This is a genomic window from Pseudomonas rosaeacicularis (assembly GCF_057128745.1).
Map to the genome: position 1 here is coordinate 209670 of NZ_JBSKHT010000009.1, position 16951 is coordinate 226620.

Here is a 16951-nt window from a genome sequence, read left to right on the forward strand (position 1 = left end):
GAGCGGACCTGTCCGCGAAGAGGCCTGTGAATCCGATGCATTGGTTGCGCCTGTGACTGAGTCTTCGCGGACAGGTCCGCTCCCACAGGTGTTGGGTCGCAGCTCGGATCACTCATGGCAATAACAACGCCGCCACTCAGGAATTGGGGCGGATGTAACCCGACTCGCCACCGGGAAATCACCTTTTGGCGAAAATCCCCGTGGGAGCGGACCTGTCCGCGAAGAGGCCAGTTAACCCAACACAACTCTAGCGCCTGTGATTGAGTCTTCGCGGACAGGTCCGCTCCCACGGGTAGTGTGTTGGTGCCTGAATGGGTCATGGCAAAAACAGCGCCGCCACCGCTTGGGGGTTGGAGGGGAAATAGAAGTGCACGTAAGAAGCCGTCATTCGGCCGTCGCGATATACCGCTTCCGCGCCGCGCCCGCCATTGGGGCTGACACCTCGGGCGATGGGTTGCAGCTCGGTGCCGGTCAGCGAATGGTGATACGTGTGGCCGCGCAATGTGCCTTCGGGCAGATCGACGTTTTGCAGGGCCAGCGCCGCCAAGCGCTTTTGCATCACCGCTTCGCCGCTGAGCAGCCCGACCAATTCGGCGCGCTGACCGTCGACATCGGTCAGGGCATCGAGCAAATAAAGCATCCCGCCGCATTCGGCCAACAAAGGCTTGCCGTCGGCGTGGTGCTGACGGATCGCATCAAGCATGGGTTTGTTTTCCCCCAGCGCAACGTGGTGCAATTCCGGGTAACCGCCTGGAAGATAAAGGCTGTCAGCCTCCGGAATGTGCTGATCGCGGATGGGCGAGAAAAACGAGAGCTCGGCGCCCATCGCTCGCAGAAGATCGAGACTGGCTCCATAGATGAAGGCAAAAGCCTCGTCATAGGCGATGGCGATACGCACGCCCGCGAGCAGCGGCTCGGCGGGGATGAAGTCCGGCGCATCGAACATCACAGCAGGCGGCAGGGCGACTTCGCAGGTGCTGGCGAGCGCATTGGCCGCAGCATCAAGACGCACGTCCAGATCATTCAGCTCGCTGGCTTGCACCAGTCCAAGATGCCGGCTTGGCAGTTCGATCCCGGTTTCCCGGGACAGCGCGCCATACCATCGCAGGCCTTCGGTGAGACTGCCCTCCAGCAACTGCGCGTGACGCACGGTCCCGACCCGGTTAGCGAGCACACCGGCAAACGGCAGGTCCGGCTGATAACGCGCCAGCCCCAACGCCAGCGCGCCAAACGTCTGGGCCATCGCAGTGCCGTCGATCACACCCAGCACCGGCACGCCGAAACGTCGGGCCAGGTCAGCGCTGGACGGGGTGCCGTCGAACAAGCCCATCACACCTTCGATCAGAATCAGGTCAGCGTCAGCGGCGGCTTCCCACAACAGGCGTCGGCTTTCGTCCTCGCCCACCATCCACATGTCCAACTGGTAAACCGGGTTGCCGCTGGCGCGTTCGAGGATCATGGGGTCGAGAAAATCGGGGCCGCACTTGAACACCCGGACCTTGCGCCCTTGATTGCGATGCAACCGCGCCAGGGCCGCTGTCACGGTGGTCTTGCCCTGACCGGACGCCGGGGCGGCGATCAACACGGCAGGGCATTGCCTGGCCTGACTCATGAACGGTCACTCACAGTTCAATACCCTTTTGCGCCCGAATGCCGGACTGGAACGCGTGTTTCACCACGGCAATGTCCGAAACGGTGTCGGACAGATCGATCAATTCCTGCTTGGCGCCACGGCCGGTCACGACCACATGCTGCATCGGCGGACGCGCCTGCAGGTCGGCGAGTACCTGCTCAAAATCCAGATAGCCGTGTTTGAGGGCGATGTTGAGTTCATCGAGGATTACCAGCCCGATACTCGGGTCTCGGAGCATGTCTTGGGTCACGCCCCAGGCGGATTCGGCAGCGGCGATATCACGCTGGCGGTCCTGGGTTTCCCAAGTGAATCCCTCGCCCATGACGTGGTAGCGCACTTGTTCGGGGAAGCGGCGGAAGAACAGTTCTTCGCCGGTGCTGTTGCGGCCCTTGATGAACTGCACCACGCCGCACTGCATGCCGTGGCCCATGGCGCGGGCGAGCATGCCAAAAGCCGAACTGCTTTTGCCTTTGCCGTTGCCAGTCAGTACCAGCAACAGGCCGCATTCGTTGGGGGCGCTGGCAATGCGTTCGTCCATCACGGCCTTTTTGCGCAGCATGCGCGCAAGGTGACGTTCGTCGCGTTCGGGGGTTTCGCTCATCTCAGCTCTCCGCTTGAGGGCAAGTAGGCGCAGACGGAAAGCACGAGCAAGCACTGGCAACGCGGCGCCATTAAGCAGGCCGCGGCGCAGAGCATCGCCCTCCGTGATGCTGTGGGATTGGATCAGGCCGGTCTCCGGACTCATGAGCGAACCATCGGGCCGCGCGCCTTCCCATGCTCAAAGAACACAGTGGCATTGTGCGTGGCTTTTCTCATTTACCGTTGCGGAGGCAGCGCCGGGATCGAACGCTGGGCGGTCTCACCGGCTTCCCTGTTTCACCCTGTCGATACTGACTCGAAGGGCACCTGAAACAAGTGGCGAAGGGTAGAGGGTTGAGGTTTGAGCGTCAATCAATGCGGCGCCCCATCAGCACTCGGGGCTGATCCGTGTTGGGGGTTGAACCTAAGAAGGCTCAAGTGCCTCTACCTAGTTACATAAAAATACTAATTGCCTACGAAATGGAGATCGACAATGTTCAAGCTCAGACCTCAGGTTGTCTTGATGATATTGGTTGCCGGGGGGCTCGCGGCCTGCGGCGAGTCATCGAAGCTGCAAGTCAGTGACGGCATGGGGACCTCTCCCAAATTGCCCGAGCCCAACAAGACGTTGATCCCCACCGTGAACATCGCGCCCGCCATCGGCTGGGCCAACGGCGCCAAACCGACTGCCGCACCAGGCACGCAGGTTGCCGCTTTCGCCGAAAATCTAGATCACCCACGCTGGCTCTACGTGCTGCCCAACGGCGACGTTTTGGTGGCTGAAACCAATTCGCCGCCCAAACCCGATGACGGCAAAGGGATTCGCGGCTGGGTGATGGAGAAAGTCATGGGGCGCGCTGGCGCAGGTGTCCCTAGCCCGAACCGCATCACCCTGCTCCGCGATAAGGATCACGACGGCGTGGCTGAAACGCGTACGGTATTCCTGCAAAATCTCAATTCGCCGTTTGGCATGGCGCTGGTGGGTAACAAGTTCTACGTCGCCGACACCGATCGACTGATCAGCTTCAACTATGAAACCGGCCAAACCTCCATCAGCGGCCAGCCGACCAAAGTAGTGGATCTGCCCGGCGGCACGCTCAACCACCACTGGACCAAGAACGTTATCGCCAGCAAGGACGGGAAAAAGCTGTACGTGACCGTCGGCTCAAACAGCAACGTGGCTGAAAACGGTCTGGACAAGGAAGAAGGCCGCGCGGCCATCTGGGAAGTCGATCCGGCGACCGGCTCGCATCGGATTTTCGCGTCCGGGCTGCGCAACCCCAACGGCATGGATTGGGAACCCCACACTGGCGCGCTGTGGACAGCGGTCAACGAGCGTGACGAAATCGGCAGCGATCTGGTGCCTGATTACGTGACTTCGGTAAAGGACGGAGCCTTCTACGGCTGGCCGTTCAGCTACTACGGCCAGCATGTGGACGTGCGCGTGACACCGCAGAATCCTGATCTGGTGGCAAAAGCCATACCGCCTGATTTCGCAGTGGGTCCGCATACCGCGTCACTGGGCCTTACCTTCGCTGATGGCAAAACCTTACCTGCACCGTTTACTGAAGGGCTGTTCATTGGTCAGCACGGTTCGTGGAACCGCAAACCGCACAGCGGCTACAAAGTGCTGTTTGTGCCGTTCAAAGACGGCAAGCCAAGCGGCACACCGGTTGACCTATTGACGGGCTTCCTGAATTCGGACGAAAAAGCGCAAGGCAGGCCGGTGGGCGTGATCAATGACAATAACGGTGGGTTGTTGGTCGCCGATGATGTAGGCAACAAGATCTGGCGGGTGACCGCAGCGAAGACTGCGCAGGCTTCTAACGCAGCAAAATGATTCGCCGGTAAATTTGTGGGAGGGGAGATTGCTCGCGATGGGGCACGTCAGTGTCGAATGTGCTAACTGACAACTTGCAATCGCGAGCAAGCTCCCTCCCATACCAACACATTCAACATGTTACTGCCGCGCCAGGCTCGAAGGCTGGATCACGCGCTTGGCATTGAGCCAGGCTTTCTGCCAATAAGGTTTGTCCAGACTGTCCAGCTTGACCGTGCCACCTGTTGCGGGTGCATGCACGAAGCGCCCTTCCCCGACGTAAATCCCCGCGTGGCTGACATTCGAGCCGCCGCCGGTGGCGAAGAACACCAGATCACCCGTCTGCAACTGGCTGCGATTAATGTCCGGACCGCGCAGGGTGATCATGTCCCGTGTAGAACGCGGCAAGCTGATACCCGCCGCGTCGCGATAGACGTAGCCGATCAAGCCACTGCAATCAAATCCTGAATCCGGCGTGTTGCCGCCCCAACGATAAGGCGTACCCACCAATCCGATAGCACGGACCAGCACGTCATCAGCAAGCGGCGAGGAAAAGTCAGAAGGAGCGGAGACAACGGGCTTGGGAGCAACCCGTTTCGGAGCTGGCGGCGGAGGGCTGGCACATGCGGCCAGCAACAGAGCCAGTGACACGACAATCAGGCGAACCGGTAACGTCATAAACACAACAACCTGCAACAGGATGCGGCTTGAGCCCCTAGGAATCAGGGGCCGGATGTGCGCACACCAAGGGATTTCCCGATGTGTACGCCCGGTATCAGCGGTGTTGGCGCTTGAGTGTAGTCGAGCTCATCGCGGTCGTGGTCTCGGCAACCTGGGAAGGTGCCATGGCCAGCGCGCGCTTGGCTTCGATGAAAGTCTTGGCCCAGTAGGCGTCGTCCAGGCTGTCTACGCGAACACCACCACTGCGACGGCTGCTGGAGTGGATGAACTGATCATCACCCAGATAGATGCCGGCGTGGCTGACGCGACCACGGCCTGCGGTGCTGAAGAACAGCAGATCGCCCGGCTTGAGGTCGTTGCGTTTAACCAGGGGAGCGTCGACGTTGATCATTTCACGCGTGGAACGCGGAAGGCTCATGCCGGCTTCTTCGCGAAAGAGATAACCGATGAAGCCGCTGCAATCAAAGCCCGAGGAAGTCGAGGTGCCGCCGAAACGGTAGCGCGTACCGATCAGAGACTTGCCACGTTCCAGGATGCTGTCTGCCAGGGCTGGCAGCTGGTACGGCTTGCTGTCGGCAAACTGTGCCAGCTCATCTTCGGTGGCGATTTCGTCTTGCAGCACCGAGGCGTAATCAGCTCGTTGAGCGGCAGACTGCGCGGTAATAGAATTTTGAAGATTCGGGTGTTGAACCTGTTGTTGCGATGCTGGCATCTGAGCCGCGCAACCGAACAAGAGGGTGACAAGTGCGAGAGGCACGAGGGGTGCTAAGCGATTCAGCATGGGCACGACCGTGGCGAATGTGTAAAGAAGCCGAGACTATGCCTTCTATCATCCTCATTTGCAAATTCAATCGAATCAAATGTGACTTACGAGGTCCGCCATCACATCTAAGGCCCTGCATTTCAGGAACACGTCCATCTGCGCAGAATGATCGGTTTGCGAGGGATTAATCTCGGCGGTAAAGCCTCCAGATACCCTCGTGCGCAGCATCGGCTCGTGAATATACGGAAAGCTGGCAGTTGTGCCAATGCTTATAACTGCATCGAAGCCTTTTGCCATTTCCTCATACAGCACATTCAGTGCCAGTTCCGGCAGCATCTCTTCGAATAACACCACGGGAGGGCGCAGAACACCGTGGCATTTCGCGCACAAAGGCGGCAATGGCCGTTGCAGATGCTCGCTCAGATGCGGATCGATAGCGCCACAGGACTGACAGTAGAGCGGCGCAAGTTGACCGTGAATTTCGATCAGACGCTCAGGCGGGCTTCCTGCAGCGCGATGGTAGCCGTCGACATTTTGCGTCAGCACCCAGCAATCGGGCTTGTTGCGCTGCAGTTGGGCAATCGCGTAGTGCGCCTCATTGGGCTGTCCGCCAAGGCAAGCGCTGCCTAATTGGGCAATATATTTCCAGCACAGCGCGGGGTCGCGGCGCAGCATTGGCCCGGAAAGCGCCACTTCAATAGGCAATCCATCGTCAGTGCGCCCGTTGTAAAGCCCGCCGACTCCGCGATAGGTCGGCAGTCCCGAATCGGCCGAAAGCCCGGCACCGGTGATGATCAGAATTCGCTTGGCGTGACGCAACGCTGCCGCCGTCTGCAGCACCAGCGCCGGGTCGATGCTGGTAATCACCAGCCGAGGGTCTCTTTCAGGAAGGGAATGGTCAGCTTGCGCTGAGCCTGCAACGAAGCCTGGTCGAGCTGTTCCAGTAAATCGAACAGCGCACTCATGCTGCGAGTGCCGCGGGTCAGGATGAAATGGCCGACTTCGTCCGTCAGGTGCAAGCCCCGACGCGAAGCACGCAACTGAAGGGCGCGCAGCTTTTCTTCGTCGGACAGCAGGCGCATCTGGAACACCAGCGCCATGGTCAGGCGGGATTTCAGATCCGCCAGCTTCACCGGCAGCTCGCGCGGAGAACATGACGCCGCGATCAACAAGCGACGGCCACTGTCGCGCAGGCGATTGAACAGGTGGAACAGCGCTTCTTCCCACTCGGGCTTGCCAACGATGGCCTGAATGTCATCCAGGCACACCAGCTCGTACTGCTCAAGATGATCGAACAGCTGGACGCCTTCGTCGAGGAGCTCGGCCAGCGGCAGATAGACCGCCGGCTCGCCCAATTGCTCGAAACGCAAGCAAGCGGCCTGCAACAAATGCGTGCGCCCTACCCCATGCTTGCCCCACAGATAAATCAGGCTCTCCGTCCACCCGGCGTCGGCTTCGCACAGCCGCTCGACATAGCCGAGTGCTGCGGCATTGGCGCCTGGATAGTAATTGACGAAGGTGGCGTCATCACGCAGACGCACACTCAAGGGCAGCTGAATTGGTTTCATGCTGGCTGAACGGCTGAAAAATAGCCGCCAAGGGGCCTCTGTGAAAAGTGTGCAAAGTTTATACCCGTGAGGCGGACCGCACAATGCGACGGACCGCCTGCAAAATCAAAGAGTTGCGTGAGCTGTCCCGCAGGCCTTGGTTTCAGGGCGCAGTAACGGCCATAAAAAAGGCGCCTGCCGCTAAATGCGCCAGACGCCGTTTCTCTCTCCTACAGGATCAATCTGCTACAGCTTCAGATCCTCCGAGCCGCCATAGATATCCGAATCCTTGTAGACATCATGGATATGGCGCACCAGCACCATGATCACCGCCGCCACCGGCAGCGCCAGCAGAATCCCGGTGAAGCCGAATAATTCGCCCCCCGCCAGAATGGCGAAGATCACCGCCACAGGGTGCAAACCAATCCGGTCCCCTACCAGCAAGGGCGTCAGGACCATGCCTTCGAGCGCCTGGCCCACCATGAACACCGCGACGATTCCGAGCATCGGATACAAGTCGCCGCCGAACTGGAAGAAGCCAGCGATGATCGCAGCGCCGATGCCGATCACAAAGCCCATGTAGGGGACGATTGCGGCCAACCCAGCGATCACACCAATGAGCAGCCCCAGTTCAAGACCCACCAACATCAGGCCAGCGGCATAGATAACGCCAAGCGCCACCATCACCAGCAACTGACCGCGGATGAACGCGCCGAGTACTTCGTGGCATTCACCCGCCAGCGCGACGATTTTGCTCTCACGGTGACGCGGCAGCAGGCTGCGCACCTTGGCCATCATCACGTCCCAATCGCGCAGCAGGTAGAAGCACACCACCGGGATCAGCACCAGGTTGGTCAGCCAGCCGATCAGCGCCAGCGTCGAAGTGGTGGCCTGCGCCAACACGATGCCAACGATGTCGCCGGTCTGGCCCATGTGCTCGGAGATTGCAGCCTTGACCTTGTCGAACTTCCAGAAACCGTCCGCCAGCCCCAGTTTGGCCTGAGTCCACGGCAGCGCGGTGTGTTGCAGCCAGTCGAGAATCTGCGGTGCCAGCTCGTACAAGCGATACAGCTGCTTGGCGAGCATCGGCACCAGCACCAGCAACAGGCCCATCATGATCAGCGTGAACACCACGAACACCGACACCACACTGAGCGTGCGCGACAGGCCGAGCTTCTCCAGACGGTCCGCCAGCGGGTCGCCCATGTACGCCAGCAACAGCGCCACCAGAAACGGCGTCAGGATCGAGTGCAGCAAATATATGAACAGACACAGCAGGACAACCCCACCGATCCAGAACCAACGACGCGTATCAGTCATTACCGCCCCTACCGCCACGTAATGCGTGGCCAAAAATGAATGCCCTGTTTTACAACGTCGTTATGAACACCGCTACCAGCGAAAGTGCAGTTGCGGGGTTGAAACAGGTTGAATCGTCGGCGCAGCGCCTGGTATGGCAGGCTGATCCGGCGTAACCGGTGCCGGCGCTACTGGCGTGACTTCCCCGGCAGGGACTTCCTGCAATTTGACCAGCGACAGCTGCGAACGGATTTGATCAGGACTGCCGGACACGTCAAACACCACATGATCGCCAGTGACCGACTTCAAGCGCCCACCGAAAGGTTCCAGCAAACGCGCCAGCTGCGCGTAACGCTCAAGGGTCATGCCCTGAACCTCAAGGGCCATGCTGGAGGAAGCGCCCGGCTTGACCACGAACTTTGGCGCAAGTCGCTGACTCACTGCCAGGAGCACGGCATCGGCCAAAGTGTCGGAGCTGGTGCCAGTCGCAGTGCCCTGCTCGCGTTGGTCGCCAAGCCACAGGTGCCATTTGCCCTGCCATTGGCCCGCGTTTTCGACAGCGTGCACCGCCAGAATCGCGTCAGAGCCGTAGCGTTCAGAGGCCGTCTTCAGTGGCCCGACGTCGTTGCTTTCCAGCGCTTTGGCGTCGCCCATGCTTTGTTCGCCCAGGTCCGCCAACGGCAATCGCAACGGCAGACCACGGTGCTGAGCGGCGCGGCGTAAGGGTTCGGCCGAGCCTTGACCATCGCCCACCAAGTTTGAGCCGTCAGTGGTGTCGTTCAACCACCAGGCCAAAATCACCGGGCGATTGCTGCCCCACAACGACAGGCCAGCACCGCGCAACGTGCGGTCGGTGCTCACAGGGTCGAAATCCACCAGCAGCGACTCCGGCGGACCAGCTTCGTAACCGTACTGACTGATGATTTGCTGCGGATCAGTGCGCACGGCGGCCAGGCCTGAACCTTGCGCGGCCTTGGCGTCGCCGGTCAGGCGGATCACCAGGGTTTCCAGCGCAGCCTGAGTGGCACGGGTCTTTTCATCGGGGGTTTGTCCGCTGACGGGTTCGCGGACCTGATACAGATTGTTCACCGTTTCGGCGAAACTTGGCAGACTGATCAATGACAGGCAGCCTGCGAGCAGGCAGCTTGTCAGACGCATGACAGGGGTTAGAGGCATGAAGAATTCCCGTAGAGCAAACAGCCTTATAAACAGCTGCGTGAAAATGATTGGCGAGATTCAGACCGCACCGGCGTCTGAATCGCTCCCTGTGGCGACGAAGTTACACCTTATATAGCTGTCGACGAACGGATCGGCGTCGCAAAAGACCGTTATTTTTTCTTCATGATGCCCTGCCCGTCGGCCCAAGGATGGCCGCTTGCGCCCAAGCCTGATAAAATCGCGCGCCTTCGCAGACCGGCTGTGACAACGGCCACGAGCCGTACCCGCCCCGGTCGATATCCCGAATCCCCCCTAAAGGCCTGGATCATGAGCAAGCAACCCTCCCTGAGCTACAAAGACGCCGGTGTAGACATCGACGCCGGTGAAGCATTGGTCGAACGCATCAAGAGCGTCGCCAAGCGCACCAAACGCCCGGAAGTGATGGGCGGCCTGGGGGGCTTCGGTGCTCTCTGCGAAATCCCGGCCGGTTACAAACAACCTGTACTGGTCTCCGGCACTGACGGCGTCGGCACCAAGCTGCGCCTAGCGCTGAACCTCAACAAACACGACACCATCGGCATCGACCTGGTCGCCATGTGCGTCAACGATCTGGTGGTATGCGGTGCAGAGCCGCTGTTCTTCCTCGATTACTACGCCACCGGCAAGCTGAACGTCGACACTGCGGCCCAAGTCGTGACCGGCATCGGCGCTGGCTGCGAATTGGCCGGCTGCTCGCTGGTCGGCGGCGAAACCGCTGAAATGCCTGGCATGTACGAAGGCGAAGACTACGACCTGGCAGGTTTCTGCGTCGGCGTGGTTGAAAAAGCCGACATCATCGACGGCACCAAAGTCGCGGCTGGCGACGCTCTGATCGCCCTGCCGTCTTCGGGCCCGCATTCCAACGGCTACTCGTTGATCCGCAAGATCATCGAAGTCTCGGGTGCCGATATCGAAACCATCCAGCTCGACGGCAAGCCGTTGACCGACCTGCTGATGGCGCCGACCCGCATTTACGTCAAGCAACTGCTCAAGCTGATCAAGGACACTGGCGCGGTTAAAGCCATGGCCCACATCACTGGCGGCGGTCTGCTGGACAACATTCCTCGCGTCTTGCCTGAAGGCGCCCAAGCGGTAGTGGACGTGGCCAGTTGGACCCGCCCTGCTGTATTCGACTGGTTGCAAGAGAAAGGCAACGTTGACGAGCACGAAATGCACCGCGTTCTGAACTGCGGCGTCGGCATGGTCATCTGCGTGGCACAGGAACACGTCGAAGTGTCCCTCAAGGCCCTGCGTGACGCCGGCGAGCAGCCTTGGGTCATCGGCCAGATCGGCACCGCTGTTGCAGGCGCTGCACAAGTCGAGCTGAAAAACCTCAAGGCTCATTGATGCCTCAGCCGATGCACGACACGTGTGATGTCGTGGTGCTGTTGTCGGGTACCGGCGGCAACCTGCAAGCGATGATCGACAGCTTTCAGAATGATGCCGGCCCGGCGCGTATCCGCGCGGTGATCTCCAACCGCGCCGAGGCATTCGGCCTTGAACGCGCGCAGAAGGCGGGCATCGAAACCCGCGTTCTGGATCACAAAGGCTATGAGGGCCGCGAGGCCTTCGATGCCGCGTTGATTGAACAGATCGACGCCTTCAAACCCAAGCTGGTAGTACTCGCCGGCTTCATGCGCATTCTGTCCGCGAACTTCGTTCGTCACTATCAAGGCCGCCTGCTGAATATCCACCCTTCCCTGCTTCCGCTGTATAAAGGCTTGCATACCCACCAGCGAGTGCTGGAAGCTGGCGACCTTACACACGGCTGCAGCGTGCATTTTGTGACCGAGGAACTCGATGGGGGGCCTTTGGTCGTACAGGCTGTTGTTTCGGTAGAGCCGGATGACTCGCCCGCCACGTTGGCGCAACGGGTTCATGCTCAGGAACATCAGATTTATCCACTGGCCATACGCTGGTTCGCCGAAGGCCGATTGAGTCTTGGCGAACAAGGTGCATTATTGGACGGCCAGGTACTGGGGCCCAACGGCCACGTGCTTGCGGCCGTTTGATTTCGGCCATTTAATTCAAAGACAGGAGATATTATGCGTCGCGCTCTGCTCTTCGCTTTCGCTCTGCTCGCAATGCCTGCGGTCAATGCGGCAGACCTTCAACCCTTCTCCGCCAGCTACACCGCCGACTGGAAACAGCTGCCCATGAGTGGCGGCACCGCCGAGCGCAGTCTCGAGAAGAACGCCAACGGCACCTGGACCCTGAGCTTCAAGGCCTCGATGATGATCGCCAGCCTGTCCGAAGTCAGCACTCTCAAGGTCGACAAAGACGCGCTTCTGCCACAGACCTACCATTTTGAACGTGGCGGCTTGGGCAAAAGCAAAACCGTGGACCTAGTCTTCGACTGGCCTACCAAGTTCATCACCGGCACCGACCGCAGCGACGCGGTCAAATTGCCGCTGAACGCCGGTATCTTCGATAAATCGACTTATCAGCTCGCCCTGCAACATGACGTGGCAGCGGGCAAGAAAAGCATGAGTTATCAGGTGGTCGATGGTGACGAAATCGACACCTACGACTTCCGCGTACTGGGCGCCGAGAAGGTCGAAACCAAAGTCGGTTCGGTCGATGCGATCAAGGTCGAGCGCGTGCGTGATCCTACGCAGAACAAACGCATCACGGTCATGTGGTTCGCCAAGGACTACGACTACCTGCTGGTTCGCCTGCAACAGGTTGAAACCGACGGCAAGGAATACAACATCATGCTGCAAGACGGCACGGTAAACGGTAAGTCGGTCAAGGGCAGCTGAGTCTGCGTTAGCCTGCATCCCCAAAAACCCCGCCATCGAGCGGGGTTTTTTTGGACGATTTCCCGTTCGCCGGCACTCTGTAGGAGCGAATTTATTAGCGAGCCCCCGTCATGTTATTACCGCATGGGCTAGCTCGCCAACAAGTTGGCTCCTACAGAGTTTCCTCTGTTCCAAGCCTGAAAACTGTTCCCCAAACCAACATGAAACTTTCTTCATTGCGCTCAAAGAGGTGCGACAAAACGCCGCACACGCCCAAGCACGCGGCTTTCAGCGATTGTTACGGTTTGAGCAAGTAACCCTTACCGAATGCGGCCGTTTACTTAGTGAGCTACCAGATTCTATAAAAGAGGCCTGCGACGCCCTGCCGCAGATTTCAAAGAGTCAGGAGTTTGCAATATGACCGTAACTGTTAGTGAACGCGACGACGCCCATATCTCCCATGAAAGCATTGCAGATGGCATTCAAATCTGGGATGTACGCCAACAAGACCAGCTGGTAGGGATGTTCCATCAAGAATCGGACGCCCAGCGTTACGCAGCAGAGCTGGAAGAGCAGGAAAAGAAACGCGCTGTGCTGTAAGACGACATTTCGGAATCGCTGCCCAAACAAAACCCGCCTCGGCGGGTTTTGTTTTTTAACCGGAAGGCGTGGTTGGCGCAGTACCTGTGGGAGCGGACCTGTCCGCGAAGACAACGGTACATTCGACGAGTCTCTATCGACTGAAAAGCCCTCTTCGCGGACAGGTCCGCTCCCACAGTTTCAAACTGCATCTACCACATCAAATCATCAGGAATCTTGTACGCCGCATACGGATCATCGCCATCTACTTCTTCAGTCGGCTCGCTGAGCATCACGATACGGCGTGGGTCGCGCTCCTGGATCTTCAGCGCCGCCTCGCGAGGGATCACCTCGTAGCTGCCGCCATGGTGAACGATGGCCAGCGAACCGTTGCTCAGCTTGCTGCGCATCAGCGAGTTGACCGACAGGCGCTTGACCTTCTTGTCGTCAACGAAGTTGTAGTAGTCCTCGGTGGTCAGCTTGGGCAACCGTGTGGCTTCGATCAACTGCTTGACCTGGGCGGTACGGGCCTTGAGTTCGGCCTTTTCCTGCAACTGCCGATTGAGTTCCTGATCACGCTTGGCCTTCTCGGCAGCAGCTTCCTGGGCGGCGCGCTTTTGCGAGTCGTCGACCACCGCCTGGCCCTTGTGCACCAGACGCTGCTCTTTCTGCTTGTTCTTGGAGACCTGTTTGGCCTGCTTTTCGTTGACCAAACCTGCCTTGAGCAACTGGTCGCGAAGTGAAATACCCGCCATCTTTTCTCTCTCTCTTTAGCAACCACTCAGCCGCAACTGGGCGTGTTCTTTTCCTGACGTTTGGCTTCGCCCCAGAGCGCGTCCATCTCTTCGAGGGTGCAATCTTCGATGGGACGCCGGGTGTCGCGCAAGGCTTGTTCGATAAAACGGAAGCGACGCTCGAATTTGCCGTTGGCGGCACGCAAGGCGTTTTCCGGATCGACTTTCAAATGACGGGCCAGATTGACCGCCGCAAACAGCAGATCGCCCACTTCCTCGGCGATGCCCTCACGATCGTTATCAGCCATGGCCTCAAGGACTTCGTCCAGCTCTTCACGAACGTTATCCACCACCGGCAACGCATCCGGCCAGTCAAAACCTACCTGAGCCGCGCGCTTCTGCAATTTGGCGGCACGGGATAGAGCGGGCAGCACATTGGGGACATCATCCAGCAAGGACAACTGTTCAGGAACACTGGCCTTGGCCGCGCGTTCTTCGGCTTTGATTTCTTCCCAGCGCTGTTTAACCTGGTCTTCGCTCAGGCGCGGGGTTTCTAGCGGCGCGTACAGATCGCCAGTGGGGAATACATGGGGGTGGCGGCGAATCAACTTGCGCGTGATGCCATCGACCACGCCATCGAACTCGAAACGCCCTTCTTCCCGGGCCAGCTGGCTGTAATACACCACCTGAAACAGCAGATCGCCCAACTCGCCGCGCAAATCATCAAAATCGCCGCGCTCGATGGCGTCAGCCACTTCGTAGGCCTCTTCCAGCGTGTGGGGGACGATGGTCGCGTAATTCTGCTTCACGTCCCACGGGCAACCGAATTCCGGATCGCGCAGGCGAGCCATGAGGTGGAGAAGGTCTTGGAGTGTGTACATCGGCGATTCCATTACGTTGTTCGCTCAAGAGCCTCATCGATCTGCCCGGCTTCTTCGCGGACAGGTCCGCTCCCACAGGGGAATGCATTCCAAATGTGGGAGCGGACGGACCTGTCCGCGAAGGCGTCGGTCCAAGCGACAAATCGTCTTCAAGGCGTGCGATTACGCCGCGTCTCGATGATGTTCGGCAACTGCGAGATCCTGCCCAGCAAACGCCCCAGCGCATCCAGCCCGGGGATTTCGATGGTCAGGGACATCAGCGCGGTGTTGTCTTCCTTGTTCGAGCGGGTGTTGACCGCCAGCACGTTGATCCGCTCGTTGAGCAGGATCTGCGAGACGTCGCGCAGCAGGCCGGAACGGTCGTAGGCACGGATGATGATGTCCACCGGATAGGTGAGCACCGGCACCGGGCCCCAACTGACCTGAATGATCCGCTCCGGCTCGCGTCCGCCCAGTTGTAGCACCGAGGCGCAGTCCTGACGGTGAATGCTCACGCCGCGTCCTTGAGTGATGTAACCGACAATCGCATCGCCCGGCAGCGGCTGGCAGCAACCGGCCATTTGGGTCATCAGGTTGCCGACGCCCTGAATCTGAATATCGCCGCGCTTGCCCGGTTTGTAGCCCGTAGCTTTGCGCGGGATCAGCTCCAGCTGTTCGTTGCCGCGCTCGGGCTCGACCAGTTGCTGCGCCAGATTGACCAACTGCGCCAGACGCAGATCGCCTGCGCCCAACGCCGCGAACATGTCGTCGGCGAGCTTGAAGTTGGCCTTCTCGGCAAGTTTTTCGAAATCGACCTGGGGCAGCGCCAGCCGCGTCAGCTCTCGCTCGATCAAGGTTTTACCGGCAGCGACGTTTTGATCGCGGGCCTGCAATTTGAACCAGTGAACGATCTTCGCCCGCGCACGAGAAGTGGTGATGTAACCCAGGTTCGAGTTCAGCCAGTCGCGGCTCGGGGTGCCGTGTTTGCTGGTGATGATTTCGACCTGCTCACCGGTCTGCAGGCTGTAGTTGAGCGGCACGATGCGCCCGTTGATCTTGGCGCCTCGGCAGTTGTGACCGATTTCAGTGTGAACGCGGTAGGCAAAATCCAGCGGCGTCGAGTTTTTCGGCAGATCGATGGCATGACCGTCCGGGGTGAACACGTACACGCGGTCAGGCTCGATATCGACCCGCAACTGTTCCGCCAGACCGCCGATGTCACCCAGTTCTTCATGCCATTCCAGCACCTGGCGCAACCACGAGATTTTCTCTTCGTAATGGCTGGAGCTGGCCTTGACGTCGGTACCCTTGTAACGCCAGTGCGCGCAGACACCCAGCTCGGCTTCTTCATGCATGGCGTGGGTGCGGATTTGCACTTCAAGCACCTTGCCTTCGGGCCCGATGACGGCGGTGTGCAGCGAGCGATAGCCGTTTTCCTTGGGGTTGGCGATGTAGTCGTCGAACTCCTTGGGAATGTGCCGCCACAAGGTGTGGACGATGCCCAACGCGGTGTAGCAGTCGCGCATTTCCGGGACGAGCACACGCACGGCGCGAACGTCGTAGATCTGGCTGAATTCCAGACCCTTGCGCTGCATTTTGCGCCAGATCGAATAGATGTGTTTGGCCCGACCACTGATGTCAGCTTTGACCCCGGTGGCCAACAGTTCGTTTTCCAGCTGGCACATCACATCGGTGATGAAGCGCTCGCGGTCGAGGCGACGCTCGTGCAGCAGCTTGGCGATCTGTTTGTATTGTTCGGGTTCCAGGTAACGGAAGGACAGGTCCTCCAGCTCCCATTTGATGTGGCCGATGCCCAGCCGGTGGGCCAGCGGCGCATAGATGTCGAAGACTTCCCGAGCGACACGATTGCGTTTTTCGTCGTCGGTATTCTTCACTGCACGGATCGCGCAGGTCCGTTCGGCCAATTTGATCAACGCTACGCGGACGTCGTCGACCATCGCCACCAGCATCTTGCGCAGGTTTTCGACCTGCGCCTGAGTGCCCAGTACCAGCGATTGACGCGGGCTGAGACTGGCACTGATGGCCGCCATGCGCAGCACACCGTCGATCAGCTTGCTCACCGTGGGGCCAAAGCGCTGGCTGACGTCGGGCAATGGAATCTTGCCCTCACGTACGCTTCGATAGATGACCCCGGCAATCAGCGAATCCTGGTCCATCTTGAGATCGGCCAGGATTTCGGCGATTTCCAGGCCCGTCTGAAAACTCGACGTGCCCTCCGCCCAGAGATTCTTGGCGGCGTTGTCCTGTTGCTCAGCCTGTCGAACGAATTCGCAGGCCTCCTTCAATGCTTGGCGATCCACTGCCAGATCGACGCTGACCACGTGATCAAGCCACGCGTCGAGATTGATACTGCCGTCTGTGTTTATCGGCTGGTGTGCTCTCACCTGTACCATGTTGCTTACCTTCCCTACAGCGCGATGAAATGCGCCATCAGTCGCTGACCTTGTAAAGCGCACGTTGCTTGCCGGGCAGAGCAAGCGCTAGACGCGCGCGGTCAG

At 59.4% G+C, this 16951-nt stretch carries 16 protein-coding genes and 1 riboswitch; of the genes, 5 read left to right on the forward strand and 11 right to left on the reverse strand.

Annotated elements, in window-relative coordinates; genetic code table 11:
- Positions 1-316 precede the first annotated feature (316 nt).
- Positions 317-1612 carry a cobyrinic acid a,c-diamide synthase CobB gene (locus ACWKWM_RS13810; RefSeq protein WP_483846666.1) on the reverse strand — a complete coding sequence of 432 codons (1296 nt, stop codon included), beginning with the start codon at positions 1610-1612 and terminating at the stop codon, positions 317-319.
- Positions 1613-1622: 10 nt separating this feature from the next.
- A complete protein-coding gene (gene cobO / locus ACWKWM_RS13815; RefSeq protein WP_483846667.1) occupies positions 1623-2234 on the reverse strand; it encodes a cob(I)yrinic acid a,c-diamide adenosyltransferase in 612 nt (203 codons plus the stop codon).
- Between the two features lie 108 nt (positions 2235-2342).
- Positions 2343-2558: riboswitch (cobalamin riboswitch) on the reverse strand.
- Between the two features lie 147 nt (positions 2559-2705).
- Here cobO and ACWKWM_RS13820 point away from each other — a divergent pair.
- Complete coding sequence (locus ACWKWM_RS13820; RefSeq protein ID WP_483846668.1) at positions 2706-4052, forward strand: PQQ-dependent sugar dehydrogenase; 1347 nt, start codon at positions 2706-2708, stop codon at positions 4050-4052.
- Between the two features lie 120 nt (positions 4053-4172).
- Here the strand turns inward: ACWKWM_RS13820 and ACWKWM_RS13825 are convergent, their stop codons facing one another.
- From ACWKWM_RS13825 to ACWKWM_RS13850, 6 genes are all read right to left on the reverse strand, one after another.
- A complete protein-coding gene (locus tag ACWKWM_RS13825) occupies positions 4173-4709 on the reverse strand; it encodes a C40 family peptidase (protein ID WP_483846669.1) in 537 nt (178 codons plus the stop codon).
- Positions 4710-4806: 97 nt separating this feature from the next.
- Positions 4807-5493, reverse strand: a complete 687-nt coding sequence (locus ACWKWM_RS13830; RefSeq protein ID WP_483846670.1) for a C40 family peptidase — start codon at positions 5491-5493, stop codon at positions 4807-4809.
- A gap of 75 nt (positions 5494-5568) precedes the next feature.
- Positions 5569-6339, reverse strand: a complete 771-nt coding sequence (locus tag ACWKWM_RS13835) for an NAD-dependent deacylase (RefSeq protein ID WP_483846716.1) — start codon at positions 6337-6339, stop codon at positions 5569-5571.
- Positions 6339-7043 (reverse strand): DnaA regulatory inactivator Hda, encoded by a 705-nt coding sequence (gene hda, locus ACWKWM_RS13840; protein WP_483834522.1) that lies wholly within the window; start codon positions 7041-7043, stop codon positions 6339-6341. The genes ACWKWM_RS13835 and hda overlap by 1 nt, the downstream gene beginning before the upstream one ends.
- Positions 7044-7268: 225 nt before the next feature.
- On the reverse strand, positions 7269-8342 hold the full coding sequence (locus tag ACWKWM_RS13845) for an AI-2E family transporter (protein ID WP_483846671.1): 1074 nt from the start codon (positions 8340-8342) through the stop codon (positions 7269-7271).
- 72 nt (positions 8343-8414) lie between these two features.
- Positions 8415-9479 carry a DUF2066 domain-containing protein gene (locus ACWKWM_RS13850; RefSeq protein ID WP_483846717.1) on the reverse strand — a complete coding sequence of 355 codons (1065 nt, stop codon included), beginning with the start codon at positions 9477-9479 and terminating at the stop codon, positions 8415-8417.
- Positions 9480-9806: 327 nt separating this feature from the next.
- Here ACWKWM_RS13850 and purM point away from each other — a divergent pair, with 327 nt between their 5' ends.
- The 4 genes from purM (at position 9807) to ACWKWM_RS13870 (ending at position 12859) form a co-directional block, all read left to right on the forward strand.
- The gene (gene purM, locus ACWKWM_RS13855) at positions 9807-10865 is read left to right on the forward strand and encodes a phosphoribosylformylglycinamidine cyclo-ligase (protein WP_483834520.1); all 1059 of its coding nucleotides are present in this window, start codon (positions 9807-9809) and stop codon (positions 10863-10865) included.
- A gap of 11 nt (positions 10866-10876) precedes the next feature.
- Complete coding sequence (purN, locus tag ACWKWM_RS13860) at positions 10877-11530, forward strand: phosphoribosylglycinamide formyltransferase (protein WP_483846718.1); 654 nt, start codon at positions 10877-10879, stop codon at positions 11528-11530.
- A 33-nt stretch (positions 11531-11563) separates the two neighbouring features.
- Positions 11564-12280 (forward strand): DUF3108 domain-containing protein, encoded by a 717-nt coding sequence (locus tag ACWKWM_RS13865; protein WP_483846672.1) that lies wholly within the window; start codon positions 11564-11566, stop codon positions 12278-12280.
- A gap of 396 nt (positions 12281-12676) precedes the next feature.
- Positions 12677-12859 (forward strand): DUF3110 domain-containing protein, encoded by a 183-nt coding sequence (locus ACWKWM_RS13870; protein ID WP_483834518.1) that lies wholly within the window; start codon positions 12677-12679, stop codon positions 12857-12859.
- Positions 12860-13050: 191 nt separating this feature from the next.
- Here the strand turns inward: ACWKWM_RS13870 and ACWKWM_RS13875 are convergent, their stop codons facing one another.
- From ACWKWM_RS13875 to relA, 3 genes are all read right to left on the reverse strand, one after another.
- Positions 13051-13593, reverse strand: a complete 543-nt coding sequence (locus ACWKWM_RS13875) for a DUF2058 domain-containing protein (RefSeq protein WP_483846673.1) — start codon at positions 13591-13593, stop codon at positions 13051-13053.
- Positions 13594-13619: 26 nt separating this feature from the next.
- Entirely contained in the window at positions 13620-14453 is an 834-nt protein-coding gene (gene mazG / locus ACWKWM_RS13880) for a nucleoside triphosphate pyrophosphohydrolase (protein ID WP_483846674.1), read from the reverse strand.
- Positions 14454-14602: 149 nt separating this feature from the next.
- Positions 14603-16846, reverse strand: a complete 2244-nt coding sequence (relA, locus tag ACWKWM_RS13885; RefSeq protein WP_483846675.1) for a GTP diphosphokinase — start codon at positions 16844-16846, stop codon at positions 14603-14605.
- Positions 16847-16951: the final 105 nt, after the last annotated feature.

What these genes read in the sequence shown, in the direction of transcription:
- ACWKWM_RS13810 (WP_483846666.1), bottom strand. Translation starts at nt 1,612, where the DNA reads ATGAGTCAGGCCAGGCAATGCCCTGCCGTGTTGATCGCCGCCCCGGCG.
- cobO (WP_483846667.1), bottom strand. Translation starts at nt 2,234, where the DNA reads ATGAGCGAAACCCCCGAACGCGACGAACGTCACCTTGCGCGCATGCTG.
- ACWKWM_RS13820 (WP_483846668.1), top strand. Translation starts at nt 2,706, where the DNA reads ATGTTCAAGCTCAGACCTCAGGTTGTCTTGATGATATTGGTTGCCGGG.
- ACWKWM_RS13825 (WP_483846669.1), bottom strand. Translation starts at nt 4,709, where the DNA reads ATGACGTTACCGGTTCGCCTGATTGTCGTGTCACTGGCTCTGTTGCTG.
- ACWKWM_RS13830 (WP_483846670.1), bottom strand. Translation starts at nt 5,493, where the DNA reads ATGCTGAATCGCTTAGCACCCCTCGTGCCTCTCGCACTTGTCACCCTC.
- hda (WP_483834522.1), bottom strand. Translation starts at nt 7,043, where the DNA reads ATGAAACCAATTCAGCTGCCCTTGAGTGTGCGTCTGCGTGATGACGCC.
- ACWKWM_RS13845 (WP_483846671.1), bottom strand. Translation starts at nt 8,342, where the DNA reads ATGACTGATACGCGTCGTTGGTTCTGGATCGGTGGGGTTGTCCTGCTG.
- ACWKWM_RS13850 (WP_483846717.1), bottom strand. Translation starts at nt 9,479, where the DNA reads ATGCGTCTGACAAGCTGCCTGCTCGCAGGCTGCCTGTCATTGATCAGT.
- purM (WP_483834520.1), top strand. Translation starts at nt 9,807, where the DNA reads ATGAGCAAGCAACCCTCCCTGAGCTACAAAGACGCCGGTGTAGACATC.
- purN (WP_483846718.1), top strand. Translation starts at nt 10,877, where the DNA reads ATGCACGACACGTGTGATGTCGTGGTGCTGTTGTCGGGTACCGGCGGC.
- ACWKWM_RS13865 (WP_483846672.1), top strand. Translation starts at nt 11,564, where the DNA reads ATGCGTCGCGCTCTGCTCTTCGCTTTCGCTCTGCTCGCAATGCCTGCG.
- ACWKWM_RS13870 (WP_483834518.1), top strand. Translation starts at nt 12,677, where the DNA reads ATGACCGTAACTGTTAGTGAACGCGACGACGCCCATATCTCCCATGAA.
- ACWKWM_RS13875 (WP_483846673.1), bottom strand. Translation starts at nt 13,593, where the DNA reads ATGGCGGGTATTTCACTTCGCGACCAGTTGCTCAAGGCAGGTTTGGTC.
- mazG (WP_483846674.1), bottom strand. Translation starts at nt 14,453, where the DNA reads ATGTACACACTCCAAGACCTTCTCCACCTCATGGCTCGCCTGCGCGAT.
- relA (WP_483846675.1), bottom strand. Translation starts at nt 16,846, where the DNA reads ATGGTACAGGTGAGAGCACACCAGCCGATAAACACAGACGGCAGTATC.